We start from the raw sequence: 16,780 nt of genomic DNA, 5'->3' as shown, positions 1-16,780 counted from the left end.
CTAATATGACTACATCTAAGTTCTGTATTCGATTTTAACGCTTTAATTTTAATACCTAAAATCAACAATCTCATATTCATTTTATATTTATTCCGTTTCATTATTCAATTTTTCGAGTTCTTCGATGTCCAAAATATCTTTGGGTCGGTTTGTGGCTTTTTTTGCAATAATCAAATTATCGTAATCAATAAATTTCACCGGAATATCCTCAATCATTACAACTTTAGCAGCATCAAACAATTCTTGAAATGGCTTATCTTCTAGCCCTTTTACACTTGACATAATATCTAATCTTAGTCCATAATCCAAAGTAAAATCAGTCCATCCAGGAATAAACTGCATCGTTTCAATGGATTCAAAATCTCCTAAACCAATTTCAACAAAAGCATTTCTTAGATTAATCCTGTTTTCTTTAGTATCTTCAATATAAATATCTATATCTCCAGTGTTTCTGTTAAATCCGTATATATTTACAGCAAAACCACCAATTGTAATGTACTTGACATCATACTGGAAAAAAAATTTCCAAATATCAATTATTTGCTGGTTCATTTCCTTTTATTTTCTTTTGACTTTTAGCAGCGCTTCTCATCATATAAGAAACTTCAATAATTACAAATAATCGTTCTAATCGCTCAACATAAGAAAGTGATTTGATTTCGGCTATTCTTCTGGCCTCTAAAACTTCCGGAGAACCATGGTTTAAAATACTTTTTTCCATTCCTTTCATTTTTAGATTTGCATTTAAAAAATTAAAGTCGCTAACAAAGTTACAAAATAATACGGCCAAAATCTATTGCTACATACCCCTTTGTTTCTTTCTCTCAAAGTATATTCCCCCAACTAAAAGCAATAACATCCCAATACAACTAACAAGTGTAATTGCACCTCCCGTTTTTACCACTTGAGGATCAAACTTGAATTCTATGGTATGTTTTCCCGGTGGAACCACTATCGCTCTCAAAGCATAATTGGCTCTTAAAATTGAAGTCTCTTTACCATCTATTAAAGCTTTCCAACCTTTTTCATAATACATCTCAGAGAAAACGGCTAAACCTTCTTTGGTATTGTTTGAAGTATACTTTAAATTATTTGGCAGGTACGAATCCAAGGTTATCGTAGCCGAACTATCTTTGGCGAAAGCCTTACCTTTAATAGAAGTAAATTCATTTTCATTAATTACAGCTATCTCTTTAGAATTGAATTTATCTAAAGCTTTCATCTCTGCATCCGAATTTTTAACCAAATTAACTTTGCTCACGAACCAAGCATTTCCATTGGCATCCGGATTTATAATTGGATATTCTTTACCTTCTTTATCTGTTTGAATCACATACTTAACATTCAACATATTTAGTATTTCCAAATTATTCTTGGCAATTTGATAATCAAATAATTGCTGCATTCTTTTAGGTCTCACCGCACTGTAACCCCCAATTGCTTTATGATAATAGGATGTTCTTGCCTGCATCAATCCCTGTATATCAAACACACGGTAATTTGTTGGATCTTTTAGAATTTCAGTATCCGTTGGTGTTTCTGGAAAAGGCATTTCCACATCTCTGCCACTTATAAAATCTTTATTGGAAACATAGTTTTTATCCACAAAAAATAAATCGGAAACCATGAACAAACCAACCAAAATAATAGCGGTATTTTGGGCAATTCTATTTTTTATAAACAACCACAAAGTACCAGCCGAAATCAGAATAAAAAATCCAGAACGCAATAAGTCAGCACTATATAAAGATTTACGATCGGCTTTAAGGGCATCAACAAAACTCGGACCGTAACTTTCTATCAAATAACTATCACTAGCTCCTGAAAAACTGAACAAACTTTTAGACAAAAACAAAATTATAATCAGTCCTAAACCTACAGCTCCCGATTGCAACAATGGTTTTAATTGTTTTCCTTTTTCCAATTTAAAAAAGGACTGTAACCCCATAATGGCTAAAACAGGAAAACACAACTCCAAAATAACTTGAATAGACGATACCGCTCTAAACTTATTATACATTGGGATATAATCAATACAAAAATCAGTCAAAGCAGGGAAATTTTTCCCCCACGAAAGAAGTAAGGTTAAAAATGCTCCTCCCAAAAATGCGTATTTAATTTTTCTTTCATCAATAAACAAAGCCAAAATTGCTAAAAAGAAAACCACTGCTCCTATATATGCCGGTGCAGAAACAATAGGTTGATCACCCCAATACGTTGGCATCGCCGAAACAAAATCGGTAGCTTGTGCTTCTGGAACACCTTGTGAAATCATAAACTCAAACATACTGCTTTCTGTTCCAACCTTTTCGTTGTTAGACCCTCCAAATAATCTTGGTGCAATTAAGTTGAAACTTTCTGCAATACCGTAACTGTATTCCGTAATATATTCACGGGTCATAGCGCCATCAGTAGTGCTTTTGGTTCCATCGGGTTTAAAGCTCAAATCACTTTTTCCACGGATACTAAAGTTTGCATATTCTACTGTTGCCAATAAATTTCCCGCATTGGCACCAATAGCAATAATTCCTGCGCCAAAAAGTGTTCCTACAGAAATTAAAAGCGATTTGTATTGCTTTGATTTGATTCCTTCATAAATAAAATACCCGGAAAGAATTAATAATAAAATCAGAAGATAATAAGTCATTTGAAAGTGATTCGCATTGACTTCCAATGCCACAGCAAACATCGTGAGCAAACCTCCCAAAATATATTTTCGCTGAAAAACCATTATAAAACCGGCAACAACCATTGGCATATAAGCAATCGCATGTGCTTTGGCATTATGACCCACTCCAAGAATAATAATCATATAGGTAGAAAAACCAAAGGCCAAAGCACCGAAAAAAGCTTTCAGTGGATCTGCTTTTAAAACCAGCATTAAAATATAAAAACTGACAAAGTATAGGAATAGATAATCAGCAGGGCGTGGCAAAAACCGCAATACATCATCGATAGCACCTACATAATCATGAGGGTATTTTGCACCCAACTGATACGTAGGCATTCCTCCAAAAGCAGAATTTGTCCAATAAGGCTCTTCATGATGTGTTGCTCTAAAATCATTTTGTTCCTTGGCCATCCCCGTGTATTGGGCAATATCCGATTGGAAAATTTGTTTTCCCTGTAAAACAGGAAAGAAATAAAGTGTAGAAACGAGAACAAAACCAAGAATGGCCAGTGCGTGCGGAAAGAACTTTTGAAGTTGCTTCATTATATGAGTTTAGATTTTAGATTTCGAATTAACGCTTTTTGATTTAAGATTTTAGATTAGCAATATAAGAATTAATGATTTTGATTACGAAATGAAATTAATTTGATTTTTCAGATAATTCAAGACATCTAAAATCAAAAATCGTTAATCAAAACTCAGAAATCACTAATCTATCTCCTCATAATCGACATAATCCCCAATTTTTTTGGTTTCGCGAGGATTTTTACTATTGGCAGTATCGATTATAATTTCATCATTGTTTGGCGTTTTCTTCCAAGTAGTCTGTTGGGCACGTTGTTGCTGTTGCTGAAAATTTTGCCCCGCTTTTTCAACTGCCTTTTTAACTAATAGCGGCAAAAACAATCGAGCCAAAAATTTAAAAATATAATAGAAAGCGATCATATAAAAAATCGCTTTTATAAAACCTGTAAAAGAGGCTGTTTGCATAATCAAATAATTTTTGGCAAAATTAATAAATCAATATCGAAACTTCGGAGCAATTTTAAAATATCATTCTTAAATAAATGATAAAAAAAAGAGAAAGATGTCTGAAAAACGAGTGAAAAAACATTTTACTGACATTAAATCCATTTCCATTTAAAATCTATACAACTTAAAAACAGTTTTTAAGATATTTTTTTTAACAAAAACTCCTGAATCATGACATAATTTCACAGTGAAAAACGAATATCATAATTTAAAAAGTAAATTAAAAAAGATAATAATCTGATTATCAAAAGCTAATAAAAACCTAATTCTTAAAATTGCATTAGTTTTTATGGATTATAAACAGTAATTTTGCACCCTATTTTAAAAATATATATGAATAAATTTGAACAATTAGGATTGAGTGAATCGTTACTGAAGGCGATTTTAGATCTAGGATTTGAGAATCCGACCGAAGTACAGGAGAAAGCGATTCCCCTATTATTGGAAAAAGACACAGATTTAGTTGCGTTGGCTCAGACAGGGACAGGGAAAACGGCAGCATTTGGTTTTCCAGTTATTCAGAAAATTGATGCCAACAATAGAAATACGCAAGCATTGATTTTATCTCCAACACGTGAATTGTGTTTGCAGATTACCAACGAACTTAAAAACTACTCAAAATACGAAAAAGGTATTAATGTGGTAGCAGTTTACGGTGGGGCTAGCATTACAGAACAAGCGAGAGACATTAAAAGAGGCGCACAGATTATAGTAGCGACTCCGGGTAGAATGCAAGATATGATTAATAGAGGATTGGTAAACATCTCTCAAATTAACTATTGTATTCTTGACGAAGCAGACGAAATGTTGAACATGGGTTTCTACGAAGATATCGTAAACATCCTTTCTACTACGCCTGACGAAAAAAGCACATGGTTGTTTTCTGCAACTATGCCTGCAGAGGTGGCACGAATTGGAAAACAATTCATGACTGACCCTATCGAAATTACAGTAGGTACTAAAAACTCTGGTTCAGCTACCGTATCACACGAATTTTACCTAGTAAATGCCCGTGACCGTTACGAAGCTTTGAAAAGATTAGCTGATGCTAATCCAGACATTTTCTCAGTAGTTTTCTGTAGAACAAAACGTGACACTCAAGCTGTTGCCGAAAAATTAATCGAAGACGGATACAGCGCTGCTGCATTGCACGGAGATTTATCTCAAGCGCAACGTGATGGTGTAATGAAATCTTTTAGAGGAAGACAAATCCAAATGCTTGTAGCTACTGACGTTGCTGCACGTGGAATTGACGTTGATAATATTACTCACGTAGTAAATTACCAACTTCCTGACGAAATAGAAACATACAATCACCGTTCAGGTCGTACTGGTCGTGCTGGTAAATTAGGAACTTCTATCGTAATCGTTACAAAAAGCGAATTGCGTAAAATTTCTTCTATCGAAAGAATCATCAAACAAAAATTCGAAGAAAAAACGATCCCTTCTGGAATTGAAATCTGCGAAATCCAATTATTACACTTAGCAACTAAGATTAAGGACACTGAGGTTGATCACGAAATTGACAACTATCTTCCAGCTATCAATAATGTACTTGAAGATTTATCAAAAGAAGAATTAATAAAGAAAATGGTATCGGTAGAATTTAATCGTTTTATCAATTACTACAAGAAAAACAGAGATATCTCTAATCAATCTTCAGGTTCAGACAGACGTGAGCGTGATGATAGAGATGGTGCTCCAAGAGAAAATAACAATGGTGGCGCTACAAGATATTTTGTAAACATCGGTTCCAGAGACAATTTCGATTGGATGTCATTAAAAGACTACTTGAAAGAAACATTAGACTTAGGTCGTGATGACGTTTTCAAAGTAGATGTAAAAGAAGGTTTCTCTTTCTTCAACACAGATCCAGAACACACTGATAAAGTAATGGAAATATTGAACAACGTACAATTAGAAGGACGTCGTATCAATGTTGAAATCTCTAAAAATGACGGTGGCGGAAGACGTGATCACAACGGAAGAAGTTCTGGTGGTGGATTTGGCGGTGGAAGAAGTTCTGCTCCAAGAAGAGAAGGAAGTTTTGCTCCTAGAAGAGAAGGATCAGGCGGATTTAGAAGCGACAGAGGTTCTGCTCCTAGAGAAGGTGGTTTCGGACCAAGAAGTTCATCTGCTCCAAGAAGAGAAGGTGGTTTTTCATCTGACAGAGCTCCAAGAGAAGGCGCATCAGATAGAGCACCAAGACGTTCTGAAAGCTTTGGTGATGCACCAAGACCAAGAAGACCAAGAAGAGACTAATACAATTAGCAATATAAATCTCCCGAACATTCGGGAGATTTTTTTTTACAATACATCAGCATTCACAAAAAAAGGTTTATTTAGCTTAACAATGTTTGCAGTTTGTTAATTTTCTTATAATTATAAGGTAACAACAAAATATTTAATCCCGTTTTACTACTTTTAAAGTTTTAAATCAGTTTATGAAATATTTTGTACTTTTTTTATTTTTAGTTGCCTCCATAAATTCAGTAGCCCAAACCACTGACATCCCCACAAGAATCTCTGGTACCATTATCAGCGACAATACCGGTACCCCTTTAGCAAATGTGAACATCATCAACATTAATCAAGTTACAGGAACCACTACAGACAATAAAGGTTATTTCGAACTCGCTGTCACCCAAAGCGATACCTTACACATAACCCTACTCGGTTATGAATCATTGCGTGTTCGCGTAACCAATGACTGGGTCAAAAACAAAAAAACTACCATCCAACTTACCCAAAAAGCAATCCCTCTACACGAGGTTGTCATAAGCCCATATTACCTAACCGGTTATCTAGAAATCGATTCCAAATTAATTCCAATAAAAGAAGACTACCGCTATAGCATTTCAGGCTTAGGCCAAGGTTACGAAGCAGGTCAATATGCTCCCGAAGCCTTCGGAAAAGTATTGGGTTCTATATTTAACCCCGCCGACATGCTTTATAATGTCTTCGGAAAAAGACCACAGCAGCTTAAAAAACTCCGTGAGATGCGAAAGGATGACACCGTAAGAAACCTTTTGGAAACCAAATACGACAGGGAAACCATTTCATTGCTACTAGGAGTTACCCAAGATGAAATTGCAGAAATATTAAGCCGTTGCAGTTACTCTGAAGCTTTCATAAAATCTGCCAACGATCTTCAAATCATGGACGCCATAAGCGGTTGCTACGAACAATACAAAATCCTGAAGAAAAAATAGTTAGAGTAACCCGAATTTAGAATAAATAATATTTGAGCGTGTCTCGCAAAGCAAAAACTTTAGCAGAAAATATTTCTTTATTAAAATCTAATGTAATATTATTTTAAAGTGCTTAACAACATATTTAAAGACATCCAAAATCAATCTTTTTTATGTTGTTGTTCCGTGTGATTTTGATTGCCATTAATCATCTTGTCTCCATCGCTTAACCCGTTTGACATTCCAATCATAAAAGCAGTAATAATTAGAATAATTTTTCTTTTTACCCAAAGAATAGGAAGTTTAGATTTCTCCAAACGTGTTTTATTATTATGTTTATACATTTTGTAAATGATAAATGATTATACATTTGTTTTATCATCTTATGCATTGAATTGCATAAATGTCTAGAAAATTAGTTTTCTAGACTATGTATAAACTTGTACATGAGTTGCTGGAAGTAATCATCTCATTTATAAAGATAGATTGCGCAGTATTCGAACTTACTTCTTGATAAAGTAGTGTTCTTGTTTTTAAAAGAACTCGTATTTGAAAACTATAAATATCTTGAAATTCGAGACAAGCAAATAAAATTGGAGACGAAGCCTTTTTGGACGAATTTACCTCACCGAACAGATATAATTCGGAATCTTCATTAACTGATTCGCTTCTGAGAATTACGCTCGAAAATTGATAATAATCTACCGAATTGGATTGAGAATATAAATCACAATCATTAACCATCAGGCCAACAACCAGAAAGAGAGAAATCAGATATTTAAAATATTTTTTCAATCTATTCAATTCGAATTATCGATTTTGGTAAAACTGGAAATTTTATCGCTTAGTATTTTTCCCTGCACGAAAATACAAATAAAACTGACAATTCCAGTCTTAAAATTTCAATAGCAATACTAAAACGCATTTCTAACTAGAACAGCACTTTGAGTTTTTAAATTTATATTTTGGAATTCTCCTCGTAATATCTCGCTTCAATCCTCTTAATATCCTTGATAGATTTCTTAGCCCAATCCAATCGCTTAACAAGAATCTCTTCTTCGGTCAATTCCCAAGCGACATCCGAATTGCGTAATCTATTAGTCAGATTCTGAATAATAATCGCCGCCGAAACCGAAATATTCAAACTCTCCGTAAAACCCACCATCGGAATTTTAAGAAAACCATCTGCTCTCCTGAGAATCTCCTCTGACAAACCGTCTCTTTCGGTACCAAAAAACAAAGCACTAGGTTTGGAAATGTCAAAATCCTCCATCAAGCAATCATTCTCGTGTGGAGTAGTAGCAATGATTTGATATCCCTTATTTTTCAATGTGTCGATACAATTCGTAACACTGTCGTAAGTAGAAATATCAACCCACTTTTGGGCACCCATTGCTATTTCTTTATCTATTCGTTTACCATAACGTTCCTCAATGACATGCAATTCCTGAATTCCAAAAACCTCACAACTGCGCATCACCGCACTCGCATTATGCATCTGAAAAACATCTTCAACAGCAATCGTAAAATGCTTGGTTCTGTCTTTCAAAACCTTTAAAAATTTTTCTTTTCGGTTATCAGTTAAAATATTTTCTAAAAATTCCAGATAATCAGTATCAATCATTTCACATTGTTTTTGGCAAAAATACTAAAAAAGAGTAGTTTTATAATCTAATGTATTTACAGATGAAAAAGAAATTAGTAGTTCTTACAGGTGCAGGGATAAGTGCCGAAAGTGGGATAAAAACATTTCGCGACAGTGACGGATTATGGGAGGGACATAACGTAATGGATGTCGCCACTCCCGAAGGTTGGTATAAAAACTCAGCATTGGTTCTTGATTTTTACAACCAAAGACGCCAACAATTAAAAGAGGTACAACCTAATTTAGGACATCAAATTTTAGCAGAATTAGAAAATGATTTTGACGTTTACATCATCACCCAAAATGTAGATGATTTACACGAACGCGCCGGAAGTAAAAATGTAATTCATTTACATGGAGAACTGCTAAAAGTAAGAAGCTCCAAAAATGAAAATTATATTTTGGATTGGCAAGACGATTTGAATTTTGGAGATATCGACCAACAAGGCAATCAACTTCGCCCACATATTGTTTGGTTCGGTGAACAAGTTCCTGCCTTGGAAGAAGCCATCACAATAACAGAACAAGCAGACTATTTTGCAGTTATTGGTACTTCATTACAAGTATATCCAGCAGCTGGCTTAATCGATTTTACTCCAAAAAAGACTCCTATTTATTATATCGATCCAAAACCCATAAAAATTCCCAATCTTAGAAATCCCCTTGAAGTAATTCCGAATATCGCTTCTGAAGGGGTGCGCATTTTAAAAGAAAAATTACAAACTAATCTATAGCGACTTTATCAAAAGCATTTAACAAGCCTAAGTCCAAGACAGTACTTTTATGGTTTTCACTTTGAGAATACATCGGTTTGAATTTAGCTCCATAAACGACTTCTTCAAAAGTATAAGAAGTTCGGGTTGCCACCGTAGTACTGAACATATCATCAAATATTTTGACAATCACTATAATTTCACCTGAAATTGATTCATAATCCGAAGCTACCAATCCGTATAAAGGGCTTTCATTTGTTATCGGATGAACCAATGTCCAACTCAGCGCCAGCGAATTTATTTTTTGATATTCCAAATCCAAATTGTAAAATTTGTTTGTCATAACTCCATTCTCTTCAATTCGCATCCCAAGAGTTACATTGACTTCGGCATCAATATAATTGGTGTTTTTATAGGGAGCCACCCTAAACATTAATGCTTTACTATCATTAAAAGGAGCAATGATAGCCTGGTGAGAAAATTTCAAAAAAACAGACGGCTTACTGAATCTCCCAAAAAACAAACCTGTCGCTATAGCAAAACTCAACAATCCTATTAAAGCTTCGGCAGAAGACAAGGCACTTGTGTAAAAACCTGTTGGACTGATATGCCCATAACCAACTGTGGTAAATGTTTGCGCACTAAAAAAATAAGCCTGTCCAAACTGAACCCATACATCATCTGTAGTTTGAATTCCGTTGAGATGCTCAATACCAATTCCAAAATAAAGTAACGCAAACACAAAATTGATCGTAATATAAAATAACAGAAGAATCGAAAGAAATTTCCAGGAAGACATATCCAACATAGTATGATACCAACTGATTCTATCCAGAAATCCAATGCCTTTTTTTTTCGCATTTGCAGAGCCATCCTTATTAATAAAACGTCCGCCATAACTGGATGCGCTGCTTCCAAATCCCGTATTGACAAGAGATTTTGCTTTTAAATTCAATCGATTAAATAATGCCATATATCCATTTCTTATTAACCGCAAATTATACAATAAATTCTACTTAACAAGATCTGCTATAATATTTACTCTCCTTTTAAAATTCCAAAACATGTTATTTAAAATTACGAAAAACACCTTTTAACGAAAAATAAAAATATTTTTTAACCAAAAAGTTAAAAAAATGAAAAAAAAGTTATATTTGTCTTTCCTAAACTAAACCAAAATTTAACCAAATACCACTAAATCATGAATTTAAAATTACCCTTAGTCATTGTTCTTTTAGTTTTTACCCAAAGTTTTTTTGCCCAAGAATCCAAAAATGAAACAGTAAGTTCAGAAAGTGCTTCTACAATCACTGCAAAAACAGAAGCTGCTCCAATTGATTTCAAAAAACAAATGCAAGATTTAAAAGATCAAGAAAAAGCCTATTTAGCAAAAGTTGAAGCAGAAAAAAAGGCAGCAGCCGAAGCCAAAGTAGCTGCAGAAAAAGCGGCTAAAGCAAAAGCTGAAGCCGATAAAAAAGCAGCAGAAGAAGCAAAAATAGCTGCAGCTAAAGAAGAAGCCATTGCCGCAAAAGCCAAAGCTGAAGCAGATAAAAAATCTACCGCTGAAGCGAAAGAAGCTGCAAGAATAGCAGCTATCGAAGCGAAAACAAAGGCAGAGGCTGATGCAAAAGCTGCCAAAGAAGAAGCTATTGCAGCTAAAGCTAAAGCAGAAGCTGATGCAAAAGCCGCCAAAGAAGCTGAAAAATTGTCTAATGAAAAAATAGCTGAATACCAAAAAGAAGCTGAAAAAGCTAAAGATGCTCAAGAAAAGCTATTTAAAGATGTCGAAAAACTAAAAAAAGAAAAAGCAGAAGCTGACGCAAAACTTGCAGAATCAGCTAAACTAGCCTTGCAAAAATCGACTCTATTAGAAGAACAAATTGCCAAAGCTGAAGCTGAAGCTGCTAAAAAAGCAGCAGCCGATGCCAAAATAGCGGCAGAAAAAGGAGCCAAACAAAACTAATCCCCTCAAAAAAAACCAAACCTAACTTTTAACCAATTTGAAATTAAAAATCCGTTGTAAACGGATTTTTTTTATTTAAACACATTAGAATCAGAATTTTAATTCTAATAATCTCTTTTTTAAAAATGTTTATCTTTGTCCAAAAACAAATACCATGCAAAATATTATTGATCGCTTTGTAAGTTATGTAACCATAGACACCGAGTCTGACGCAAGTTCAAACACAACACCCAGTACAGCTAAGCAATGGGATTTGGCCAATAAACTGGTCGAAGAATTAAAAACTATTGGATTACAAGACGTTACCATTGACGACAAAGCCTATATAATGGCAACGCTACCTAGCAATGTGGATCATGAAGTACCTACAATTGGATTTATTTCACATTTTGACACTACTCCAGATTTTACGGGTGCCAATGTAAAACCACAAATTATTCCGAATTACGACGGTAAAGACATTATCCTAAACGCTGAACAAAACATCATCCTCTCCCCTTCTTATTTCAAAGATTTATTGCAATATAAAGGGCAAACTATAATCACCACCGATGGAACAACACTGCTAGGTGCTGATGACAAAGCTGGTATTACAGAGATTGTAACTGCTATGGAATTGTTAATTAACAATCCTGAAATCAAACACGGAAAAATCAGAATCGCATTTACTCCAGATGAAGAAATCGGTCGTGGAGCCCATCATTTTGACGTGGAAAAGTTCGGAGCAGAATGGGCCTATACAATGGACGGGAGTCAGGTAGGTGAATTGGAATATGAAAATTTCAATGCTGCGGGAGCTAAAATCACTTTCAAAGGAAAAAGTGTTCATCCTGGTTATGCCAAAGGAAAAATGATCAATTCCATGCTTATTGCTAATGATTTCATTAACGAATTGCCCAAAGACGAAACCCCTCAAGAGACAAAAGGTTACGAAGGTTTTTTCCATGTGCATCATTTATCGGGAAGCATTGAAGAAACGGTATTGGAATTAATCATTCGCGATCATAACAAATTAAAATTTGAAAAACGCAAAGACTTAATTACCAAAATCACTAAAAAATTCAACAAAAGATTTGCCAAACAATTTGGAGAAGACATCGTTATTGCAGAAGTTAAAGATCAATATTACAATATGAAAGAAAAGGTTCTTCCTGTAAAACATATTGTCTTTATTGCAGAAAAAGCAATGAGAGAACTAGGCATCAAACCACTTATAAAACCTATTCGAGGAGGAACAGATGGGTGCCAACTGTCGTATAAAGGGTTGCCCTGCCCAAATATCTTTGCAGGAGGACATAATTTTCACGGAAAATACGAATATGTTCCAGTAGAAAGTATGCAAAAAGCCGTAAATGTAATTGTCAAAATAGCTGAATTGACTGCCAATGGAGCTTATCTAAAAAAAGAAACCGTATCCAAAAAACGTTAAAATCATTTTTTCTATGACCAATAACGATCAATGGGAAACTGAATTAGAACTTTTAAAAACAATTATTGCTAAAACCGAATTGGTTGAAACCAACAAGTGGGGCGGTTGCGTGTACGTATACAACAATAAAAATATTGTTGGAGTTGGTGGGTTCAAAAAATTCTTTACGCTTTGGTTTTTCAATGGTGCATTTTTAAAAGATGAAAAGAAACATTTGATCAATGCCAATGAAGGAGTTACAAAATCATTGAGACAATGGCGTTTTACATCCAAAGAGGAAATTAATGAAAAAGAAATTTTAGCCTACATTCAGGAAGCCATTGATAATGAAAAACAGGAAAAAATAATTAAGCCTGAAAAAACAAAAACTGAAGTTATAATTCCGACGCTATTGCAAAACGAATTCGATTCTGATAGCAATTTAGAAGAAGCGTTCCAAAAATTCAGTCCTTATAAACAAAAAGAATTTATAGAATATATAGAAACGGCAAAACGCGAAGAAACCAAACTTTCAAGAATTGAAAAGATAAAACCAATGATTTTAGACAATATTGGTTTGAATGATAAATACAGGTAGTTCAGAAAACTTAAAATTCGAATAAAAAAAATCTCAAATTCTAATAGAAAAGGAATTTGGGATTTTTTTTTAAGCTATAATTTTTTCACATCTAACTATTTAAAAATCAGTAAAAACTTAACATTAACACATTCAATTATTCATTATATTTGTTAATACAAAAGTAACAATTCAATAACATAGAAGACTCAAAAGAATTACCCTTCTGTCCTTAATACCTTAAAAAAAAAATCACATACTAATACATACTATTATGATAGAAAAAAAAGACGATAAAGCAATTCCCGAAAAAGTAGTCAGCCCTGATACGGTAAAAGACGAAAAACCAGAAATTAGTAAACCTGCCGTTGTAAAACCGAGAGCAACAAGATCAACAGTTGCAAGAGCTACAACCACAAAACTAGCAGTAGCAAAAACAGTTACTCCTAAACCAACTGTTTCAAGTGCTACAACGACAAAACCAACGGTTACAAAATCCACTGCTACACGAACCACAACAAGACCCAGCAGAGCCAAAGTTACTGCTCCTGCAACCGGAGTTGTAAAAAGTAACTCTACTCCCACTATTACTGCAGAAATTAAAACAGAAAAAACAACCGTAAAACCTCAAGAGGGAGAAAAAAAGAAAAAGAAAAACAAAACAAAAATGAAAGAAAAAGAGAAAGAAAAAGAGAAAAAAGCGAAAGCCAAGGCTAAAGAAAAAGCAAAGAAAAAAGCAAAAAAAGCCAAGAAAGCTAAAAAAGAGAAAGCTAAAAAAGCAAAGCTAAAAGCTAAAATCAAAGAGAAAAAAGCTAAAGCAAAAGCAAAAAAAAATAAAAAAAGCAAGAAAAAATAATAGCAGTTTACCAATAAAAAAATCCCAAATTCCAATTAAAAAATCGGAATTTGGGATTTTAAGTTTTATAATTTCTGGATTACTCCTTTTTATTCAAAGCTGCGCTCAATTCCATAGAAATTGAAGAACGCTCCATTTTTAATTTTCCAGCCATCGTTTCAATAACCACTGTAGAATCGGCAAGTTCTGATATCTTTCCGTGAATACCACTTTTGGTAATTATTTTGTCTCCAACTTTTAATGTGCTTTCAAATTCTTTTTCATTTTTAGCACGTTTTTGCTGCGGTCTGATCATAAAGAAATAAAGAACCACAAACATTAATAGAAACGGCAAAAATTGTTGTATTTGTCCCATAATTTAAAATTTAGTTTTTGTTAATTGATTTTATTTTTGTTGTGAAATTTGGTATTGAATATTACATCAAACCTCTTCCAATTTTCACAATTCTTTTCTTTTCTTCAAGCTCTTTTACCAAATTATCCAATATACCGTTGATAAAAATACTGCTCTTTGGAGTTGAATATTCTTTGGCCAATTCCAGATACTCATTCAAAGTTACTTTCACTGGAATAGAAGGGAATTTCAAGAACTCACAAATTGCCATTTTAAGGATAATTGTATCAATTTCGGCAATACGTTCACTGTCCCAGTTTGGTGTTTTATCAACATATTCTTTAGCCAGCTCCGTTTCGTTTAAAACTGTTTTCCTAAACAAATCTTTTACATAAGCCTTATCCTCATTGTCTTTGTATAATTTTGGAACCCTGAAATTATCATCTTCGCCTTGTTTAATTGCCTTTAGCTGTTTGATAATATGAGTATTCACCAAAGGAATATCATCAATCCAAGTCAATTTATCATCTTCCAGATATTCATATAATTTTTCGTTTGGAACGATTACATCCGTGAATATATCAACAATAAATTCTTTGTCTTCTTCAAAAGTATTCACCGAATTACTCATGTATTTTGCATACAGTTCGCTCTCTTTAATAGCATTCAGAAGCAAAATAATGTAATCATCATTTAGAGTCCAATTGTTAATTGAACGATTTTCTAGTGCTATGCTAAGGGAATTATTTTCGGCAAGAATTTGAAAAATACTGTTTTTGATGAATTTCTCATTTGGATTACGTTCTTCTTTTGTAGCCAAATGTTTTTGGCTCGACAAATGTAAAAAAACAGTTTCCTTTTTACATATTTCAATCAAAGAAGAAAGCATGATAAGGTATAAATCTTGAATGGCGTCAATACTATAAAAAAGAAATTTTTCTTCTTTTTCCAGATTATCAGAACCGTTTTGATGCATCGCATAAATGGATTGCATGACTTTAACGCGGATGTGTCTTCTATTTACCACCTTGTAAGAACTTTTTAAATTAGTTTGCAAAATTAAGAATTTCATCGCTCAAATGAAAATTTATAGCTGCTTTATTTTAAAAAAGTGGTCAGTGGACAGTTCGTTAGTGATCAGTATTTTGCGCATAAAAAAAGTGTTCAGCATTTTAATAAAATACTAAACACTCTTTCAAAACTGAATACTAAAAAACTGAGTACTGATTACTTCTTACCGTTTTCTATCTTTCTTAAATCGATTCGATTTTGTGCAATAGTTAAAGCTGCTTGATGAGTTGTTATTCCATTTGCAACAGCGTAGTCAAAAATTTCCAATGTAGTATTGTAGATATTTTCGGTTTTACGCATAATCTCTGCTTTGTCATAATGAGCCAACTCAGCATAAACATTAATAATTCCACCAGCATTAATCAAGAAATCAGGAGCATAAAGAATACCTCTTTCTTGCAAAATTAATCCGTGTGTATTTTCATTAGCCAATTGATTATTGGCTGCACCAGCAATCACTTTTGCTTTTATTTTATTCACGGTAACATCGTTAATTGTTGCTCCCATCGCACAAGGCGCATAAATATCAACATCGGCACTATATAAATCATCACCTGTAAATATTTGAGCTCCATATTTTGTTGCTACTTCATACAATTTCTCTTCATTGATATCAGCAATAATAACTTGAGCTCCTTCTTTAGTTAAATACTCAACCAAAGTTTCACCTACGTGTCCAATACCTTGAACCAATATTTTTTTACCTTCTAATTTTTCAGAACCAAATTGTTGTTTTGCAGCAGCTTTCATTCCCATGTAAACCCCGAAAGCAGTAATTGGAGAAGGATTACCTGCTCCACCTCTTTCTTCAGAAATTCCTGTAACGTAAGGAGTTACATCTCTTACTAAATCCATGTCTGAAGTTTCCATTCCGACATCTTCAGCCGTAATATATCTTCCACTTAAAGAATGAACAAACTCTCCAAATTTACGCATCAATTCAGGAGTTTTTTGAGTTTTTGCATCACCCATAATAACCGCTTTTCCACCACCAATATTCAATCCTGTGATAGCCGCTTTATAAGTCATCCCTCTGGATAGACGCAAAACATCATTCAAAGCTTCCCATTCATTGGCATAATTAAACATACGAGTTCCTCCTAATGCAGGCCCCATAACCGAATTATGAATACCAATAATTGCTTTTAATCCTGTATCTTTGTCGTTACAAAAAACAATTTGCTCGTGATCATTAAAAGACAATTGTCCAAAAACTGGATCCATTTTTTGAAGTTCTTTCCCAGTGGTAACAGTAGCATCCATAGTACTATTTATTTTTAGTTAAAAATTACGAATTTATCAAAAAGACAAGCCAAACA

Annotated in this window: 18 protein-coding genes; 7 read left to right on the top strand and 11 right to left on the bottom strand. The window is 33.8% G+C overall.

Annotated elements, in window-relative coordinates; all coding sequences use genetic code 11:
* Window positions 1-87: 87 nt before the first annotated feature.
* The 4 genes from B0E44_RS06145 to B0E44_RS06130 form a co-directional block, all read right to left on the bottom strand.
* Window positions 88-552, bottom strand: a complete 465-nt coding sequence (locus tag B0E44_RS06145) for a nucleotidyltransferase (protein WP_077371601.1) — start codon at window positions 550-552, stop codon at window positions 88-90.
* Window positions 533-721 (bottom strand): hypothetical protein, encoded by a 189-nt coding sequence (locus B0E44_RS06140; RefSeq protein ID WP_077372024.1) that lies wholly within the window; start codon window positions 719-721, stop codon window positions 533-535. Before B0E44_RS06140 ends, B0E44_RS06145 begins: the two co-directional genes overlap by 20 nt.
* A gap of 78 nt (window positions 722-799) precedes the next feature.
* The gene (locus B0E44_RS06135) at window positions 800-3,214 is read right to left on the bottom strand and encodes a YfhO family protein (RefSeq protein WP_077371598.1); all 2,415 of its coding nucleotides are present in this window, start codon (window positions 3,212-3,214) and stop codon (window positions 800-802) included.
* Between the two features lie 165 nt (window positions 3,215-3,379).
* A complete protein-coding gene (locus tag B0E44_RS06130) occupies window positions 3,380-3,661 on the bottom strand; it encodes a DUF4834 family protein (protein WP_077371595.1) in 282 nt (93 codons plus the stop codon).
* Between the two features lie 375 nt (window positions 3,662-4,036).
* Here B0E44_RS06130 and B0E44_RS06125 point away from each other — a divergent pair, with 375 nt between their 5' ends.
* A complete protein-coding gene (locus tag B0E44_RS06125) occupies window positions 4,037-5,965 on the top strand; it encodes a DEAD/DEAH box helicase (RefSeq protein ID WP_077371593.1) in 1,929 nt (642 codons plus the stop codon).
* 182 nt (window positions 5,966-6,147) lie between these two features.
* A complete protein-coding gene (locus B0E44_RS06120; RefSeq protein ID WP_077371590.1) occupies window positions 6,148-6,915 on the top strand; it encodes a carboxypeptidase-like regulatory domain-containing protein in 768 nt (255 codons plus the stop codon).
* A 140-nt stretch (window positions 6,916-7,055) separates the two neighbouring features.
* Here the strand turns inward: B0E44_RS06120 and B0E44_RS06115 are convergent, their stop codons facing one another.
* From B0E44_RS06115 to B0E44_RS06105, 3 genes are all read right to left on the bottom strand, one after another.
* Window positions 7,056-7,238 (bottom strand): hypothetical protein, encoded by a 183-nt coding sequence (locus B0E44_RS06115; RefSeq protein ID WP_077371587.1) that lies wholly within the window; start codon window positions 7,236-7,238, stop codon window positions 7,056-7,058.
* A gap of 79 nt (window positions 7,239-7,317) precedes the next feature.
* The gene (locus tag B0E44_RS06110) at window positions 7,318-7,689 is read right to left on the bottom strand and encodes a hypothetical protein (protein ID WP_124019295.1); all 372 of its coding nucleotides are present in this window, start codon (window positions 7,687-7,689) and stop codon (window positions 7,318-7,320) included.
* Between the two features lie 163 nt (window positions 7,690-7,852).
* Entirely contained in the window at window positions 7,853-8,518 is a 666-nt protein-coding gene (locus tag B0E44_RS06105; protein WP_077371582.1) for an RNA methyltransferase, read from the bottom strand.
* A gap of 62 nt (window positions 8,519-8,580) precedes the next feature.
* On the opposite strand from B0E44_RS06105, the gene B0E44_RS06100 reads away from it, so the two are divergent.
* Window positions 8,581-9,273, top strand: a complete 693-nt coding sequence (locus tag B0E44_RS06100; protein ID WP_077371579.1) for an NAD-dependent deacylase — start codon at window positions 8,581-8,583, stop codon at window positions 9,271-9,273.
* Here the strand turns inward: B0E44_RS06100 and B0E44_RS06095 are convergent.
* Window positions 9,263-10,225 (bottom strand): ion channel, encoded by a 963-nt coding sequence (locus B0E44_RS06095; RefSeq protein WP_077371576.1) that lies wholly within the window; start codon window positions 10,223-10,225, stop codon window positions 9,263-9,265. The genes B0E44_RS06100 and B0E44_RS06095 overlap by 11 nt on opposite strands.
* A 228-nt stretch (window positions 10,226-10,453) precedes the next feature.
* Here B0E44_RS06095 and B0E44_RS06090 point away from each other — a divergent pair, with 228 nt between their 5' ends.
* From B0E44_RS06090 to B0E44_RS18600, 4 genes are all read left to right on the top strand, one after another.
* Entirely contained in the window at window positions 10,454-11,215 is a 762-nt protein-coding gene (locus B0E44_RS06090) for a hypothetical protein (RefSeq protein ID WP_077371572.1), read from the top strand.
* Between the two features lie 154 nt (window positions 11,216-11,369).
* On the top strand, window positions 11,370-12,644 hold the full coding sequence (gene pepT / locus B0E44_RS06085) for a peptidase T (RefSeq protein ID WP_077371569.1): 1,275 nt from the start codon (window positions 11,370-11,372) through the stop codon (window positions 12,642-12,644).
* 13 nt (window positions 12,645-12,657) lie between these two features.
* Window positions 12,658-13,221 (top strand): YdeI family protein, encoded by a 564-nt coding sequence (locus B0E44_RS06080; RefSeq protein WP_077371565.1) that lies wholly within the window; start codon window positions 12,658-12,660, stop codon window positions 13,219-13,221.
* 253 nt (window positions 13,222-13,474) lie between these two features.
* A complete protein-coding gene (locus B0E44_RS18600) occupies window positions 13,475-14,056 on the top strand; it encodes a hypothetical protein (RefSeq protein WP_217341294.1) in 582 nt (193 codons plus the stop codon).
* 79 nt (window positions 14,057-14,135) lie between these two features.
* Here B0E44_RS18600 and yajC read toward each other — a convergent pair whose 3' ends face one another.
* The 3 genes from yajC to B0E44_RS06060 all read right to left on the bottom strand — a co-directional run bounded on the left by yajC (window position 14,136) and on the right by B0E44_RS06060 (window position 16,724).
* A complete protein-coding gene (yajC, locus tag B0E44_RS06070) occupies window positions 14,136-14,411 on the bottom strand; it encodes a preprotein translocase subunit YajC (RefSeq protein WP_077371562.1) in 276 nt (91 codons plus the stop codon).
* Window positions 14,412-14,472: 61 nt separating this feature from the next.
* Complete coding sequence (gene nusB, locus B0E44_RS06065) at window positions 14,473-15,384, bottom strand: transcription antitermination factor NusB (protein WP_077372021.1); 912 nt, start codon at window positions 15,382-15,384, stop codon at window positions 14,473-14,475.
* Window positions 15,385-15,617: 233 nt separating this feature from the next.
* Window positions 15,618-16,724, bottom strand: coding sequence for a Glu/Leu/Phe/Val dehydrogenase (locus tag B0E44_RS06060; protein ID WP_077371559.1), 1,107 nt, complete (start codon window positions 16,722-16,724; stop codon window positions 15,618-15,620).
* Between the last annotated feature and the right edge of the window lie 56 nt (window positions 16,725-16,780).

Source organism: Flavobacterium sp. A45 (assembly GCF_002001005.1).
Lineage (GTDB): Bacteria > Bacteroidota > Bacteroidia > Flavobacteriales > Flavobacteriaceae > Flavobacterium.
This window is presented reverse-complemented; position numbering and strand designations above follow the sequence as displayed.

Excerpts from the sequence above, each read along its gene's own strand:
- B0E44_RS06145 (WP_077371601.1), bottom strand. The coding sequence starts at position 552 with ATGAACCAGCAAATAATTGATATTTGGAAATTTTTTTTCCAGTATGAT.
- B0E44_RS06140 (WP_077372024.1), bottom strand. The coding sequence starts at position 721 with ATGGAAAAAAGTATTTTAAACCATGGTTCTCCGGAAGTTTTAGAGGCC.
- B0E44_RS06135 (WP_077371598.1), bottom strand. The coding sequence starts at position 3,214 with ATGAAGCAACTTCAAAAGTTCTTTCCGCACGCACTGGCCATTCTTGGT.
- B0E44_RS06130 (WP_077371595.1), bottom strand. The coding sequence starts at position 3,661 with ATGCAAACAGCCTCTTTTACAGGTTTTATAAAAGCGATTTTTTATATG.
- B0E44_RS06125 (WP_077371593.1), top strand. The coding sequence starts at position 4,037 with ATGAATAAATTTGAACAATTAGGATTGAGTGAATCGTTACTGAAGGCG.
- B0E44_RS06120 (WP_077371590.1), top strand. The coding sequence starts at position 6,148 with ATGAAATATTTTGTACTTTTTTTATTTTTAGTTGCCTCCATAAATTCA.
- B0E44_RS06115 (WP_077371587.1), bottom strand. The coding sequence starts at position 7,238 with ATGTATAAACATAATAATAAAACACGTTTGGAGAAATCTAAACTTCCT.
- B0E44_RS06105 (WP_077371582.1), bottom strand. The coding sequence starts at position 8,518 with ATGATTGATACTGATTATCTGGAATTTTTAGAAAATATTTTAACTGAT.
- B0E44_RS06100 (WP_077371579.1), top strand. The coding sequence starts at position 8,581 with ATGAAAAAGAAATTAGTAGTTCTTACAGGTGCAGGGATAAGTGCCGAA.
- B0E44_RS06095 (WP_077371576.1), bottom strand. The coding sequence starts at position 10,225 with ATGGCATTATTTAATCGATTGAATTTAAAAGCAAAATCTCTTGTCAAT.
- B0E44_RS06090 (WP_077371572.1), top strand. The coding sequence starts at position 10,454 with ATGAATTTAAAATTACCCTTAGTCATTGTTCTTTTAGTTTTTACCCAA.
- pepT (WP_077371569.1), top strand. The coding sequence starts at position 11,370 with ATGCAAAATATTATTGATCGCTTTGTAAGTTATGTAACCATAGACACC.
- B0E44_RS06080 (WP_077371565.1), top strand. The coding sequence starts at position 12,658 with ATGACCAATAACGATCAATGGGAAACTGAATTAGAACTTTTAAAAACA.
- B0E44_RS18600 (WP_217341294.1), top strand. The coding sequence starts at position 13,475 with ATGATAGAAAAAAAAGACGATAAAGCAATTCCCGAAAAAGTAGTCAGC.
- yajC (WP_077371562.1), bottom strand. The coding sequence starts at position 14,411 with ATGGGACAAATACAACAATTTTTGCCGTTTCTATTAATGTTTGTGGTT.
- nusB (WP_077372021.1), bottom strand. The coding sequence starts at position 15,384 with ATGCAATCCATTTATGCGATGCATCAAAACGGTTCTGATAATCTGGAA.
- B0E44_RS06060 (WP_077371559.1), bottom strand. The coding sequence starts at position 16,724 with ATGGATGCTACTGTTACCACTGGGAAAGAACTTCAAAAAATGGATCCA.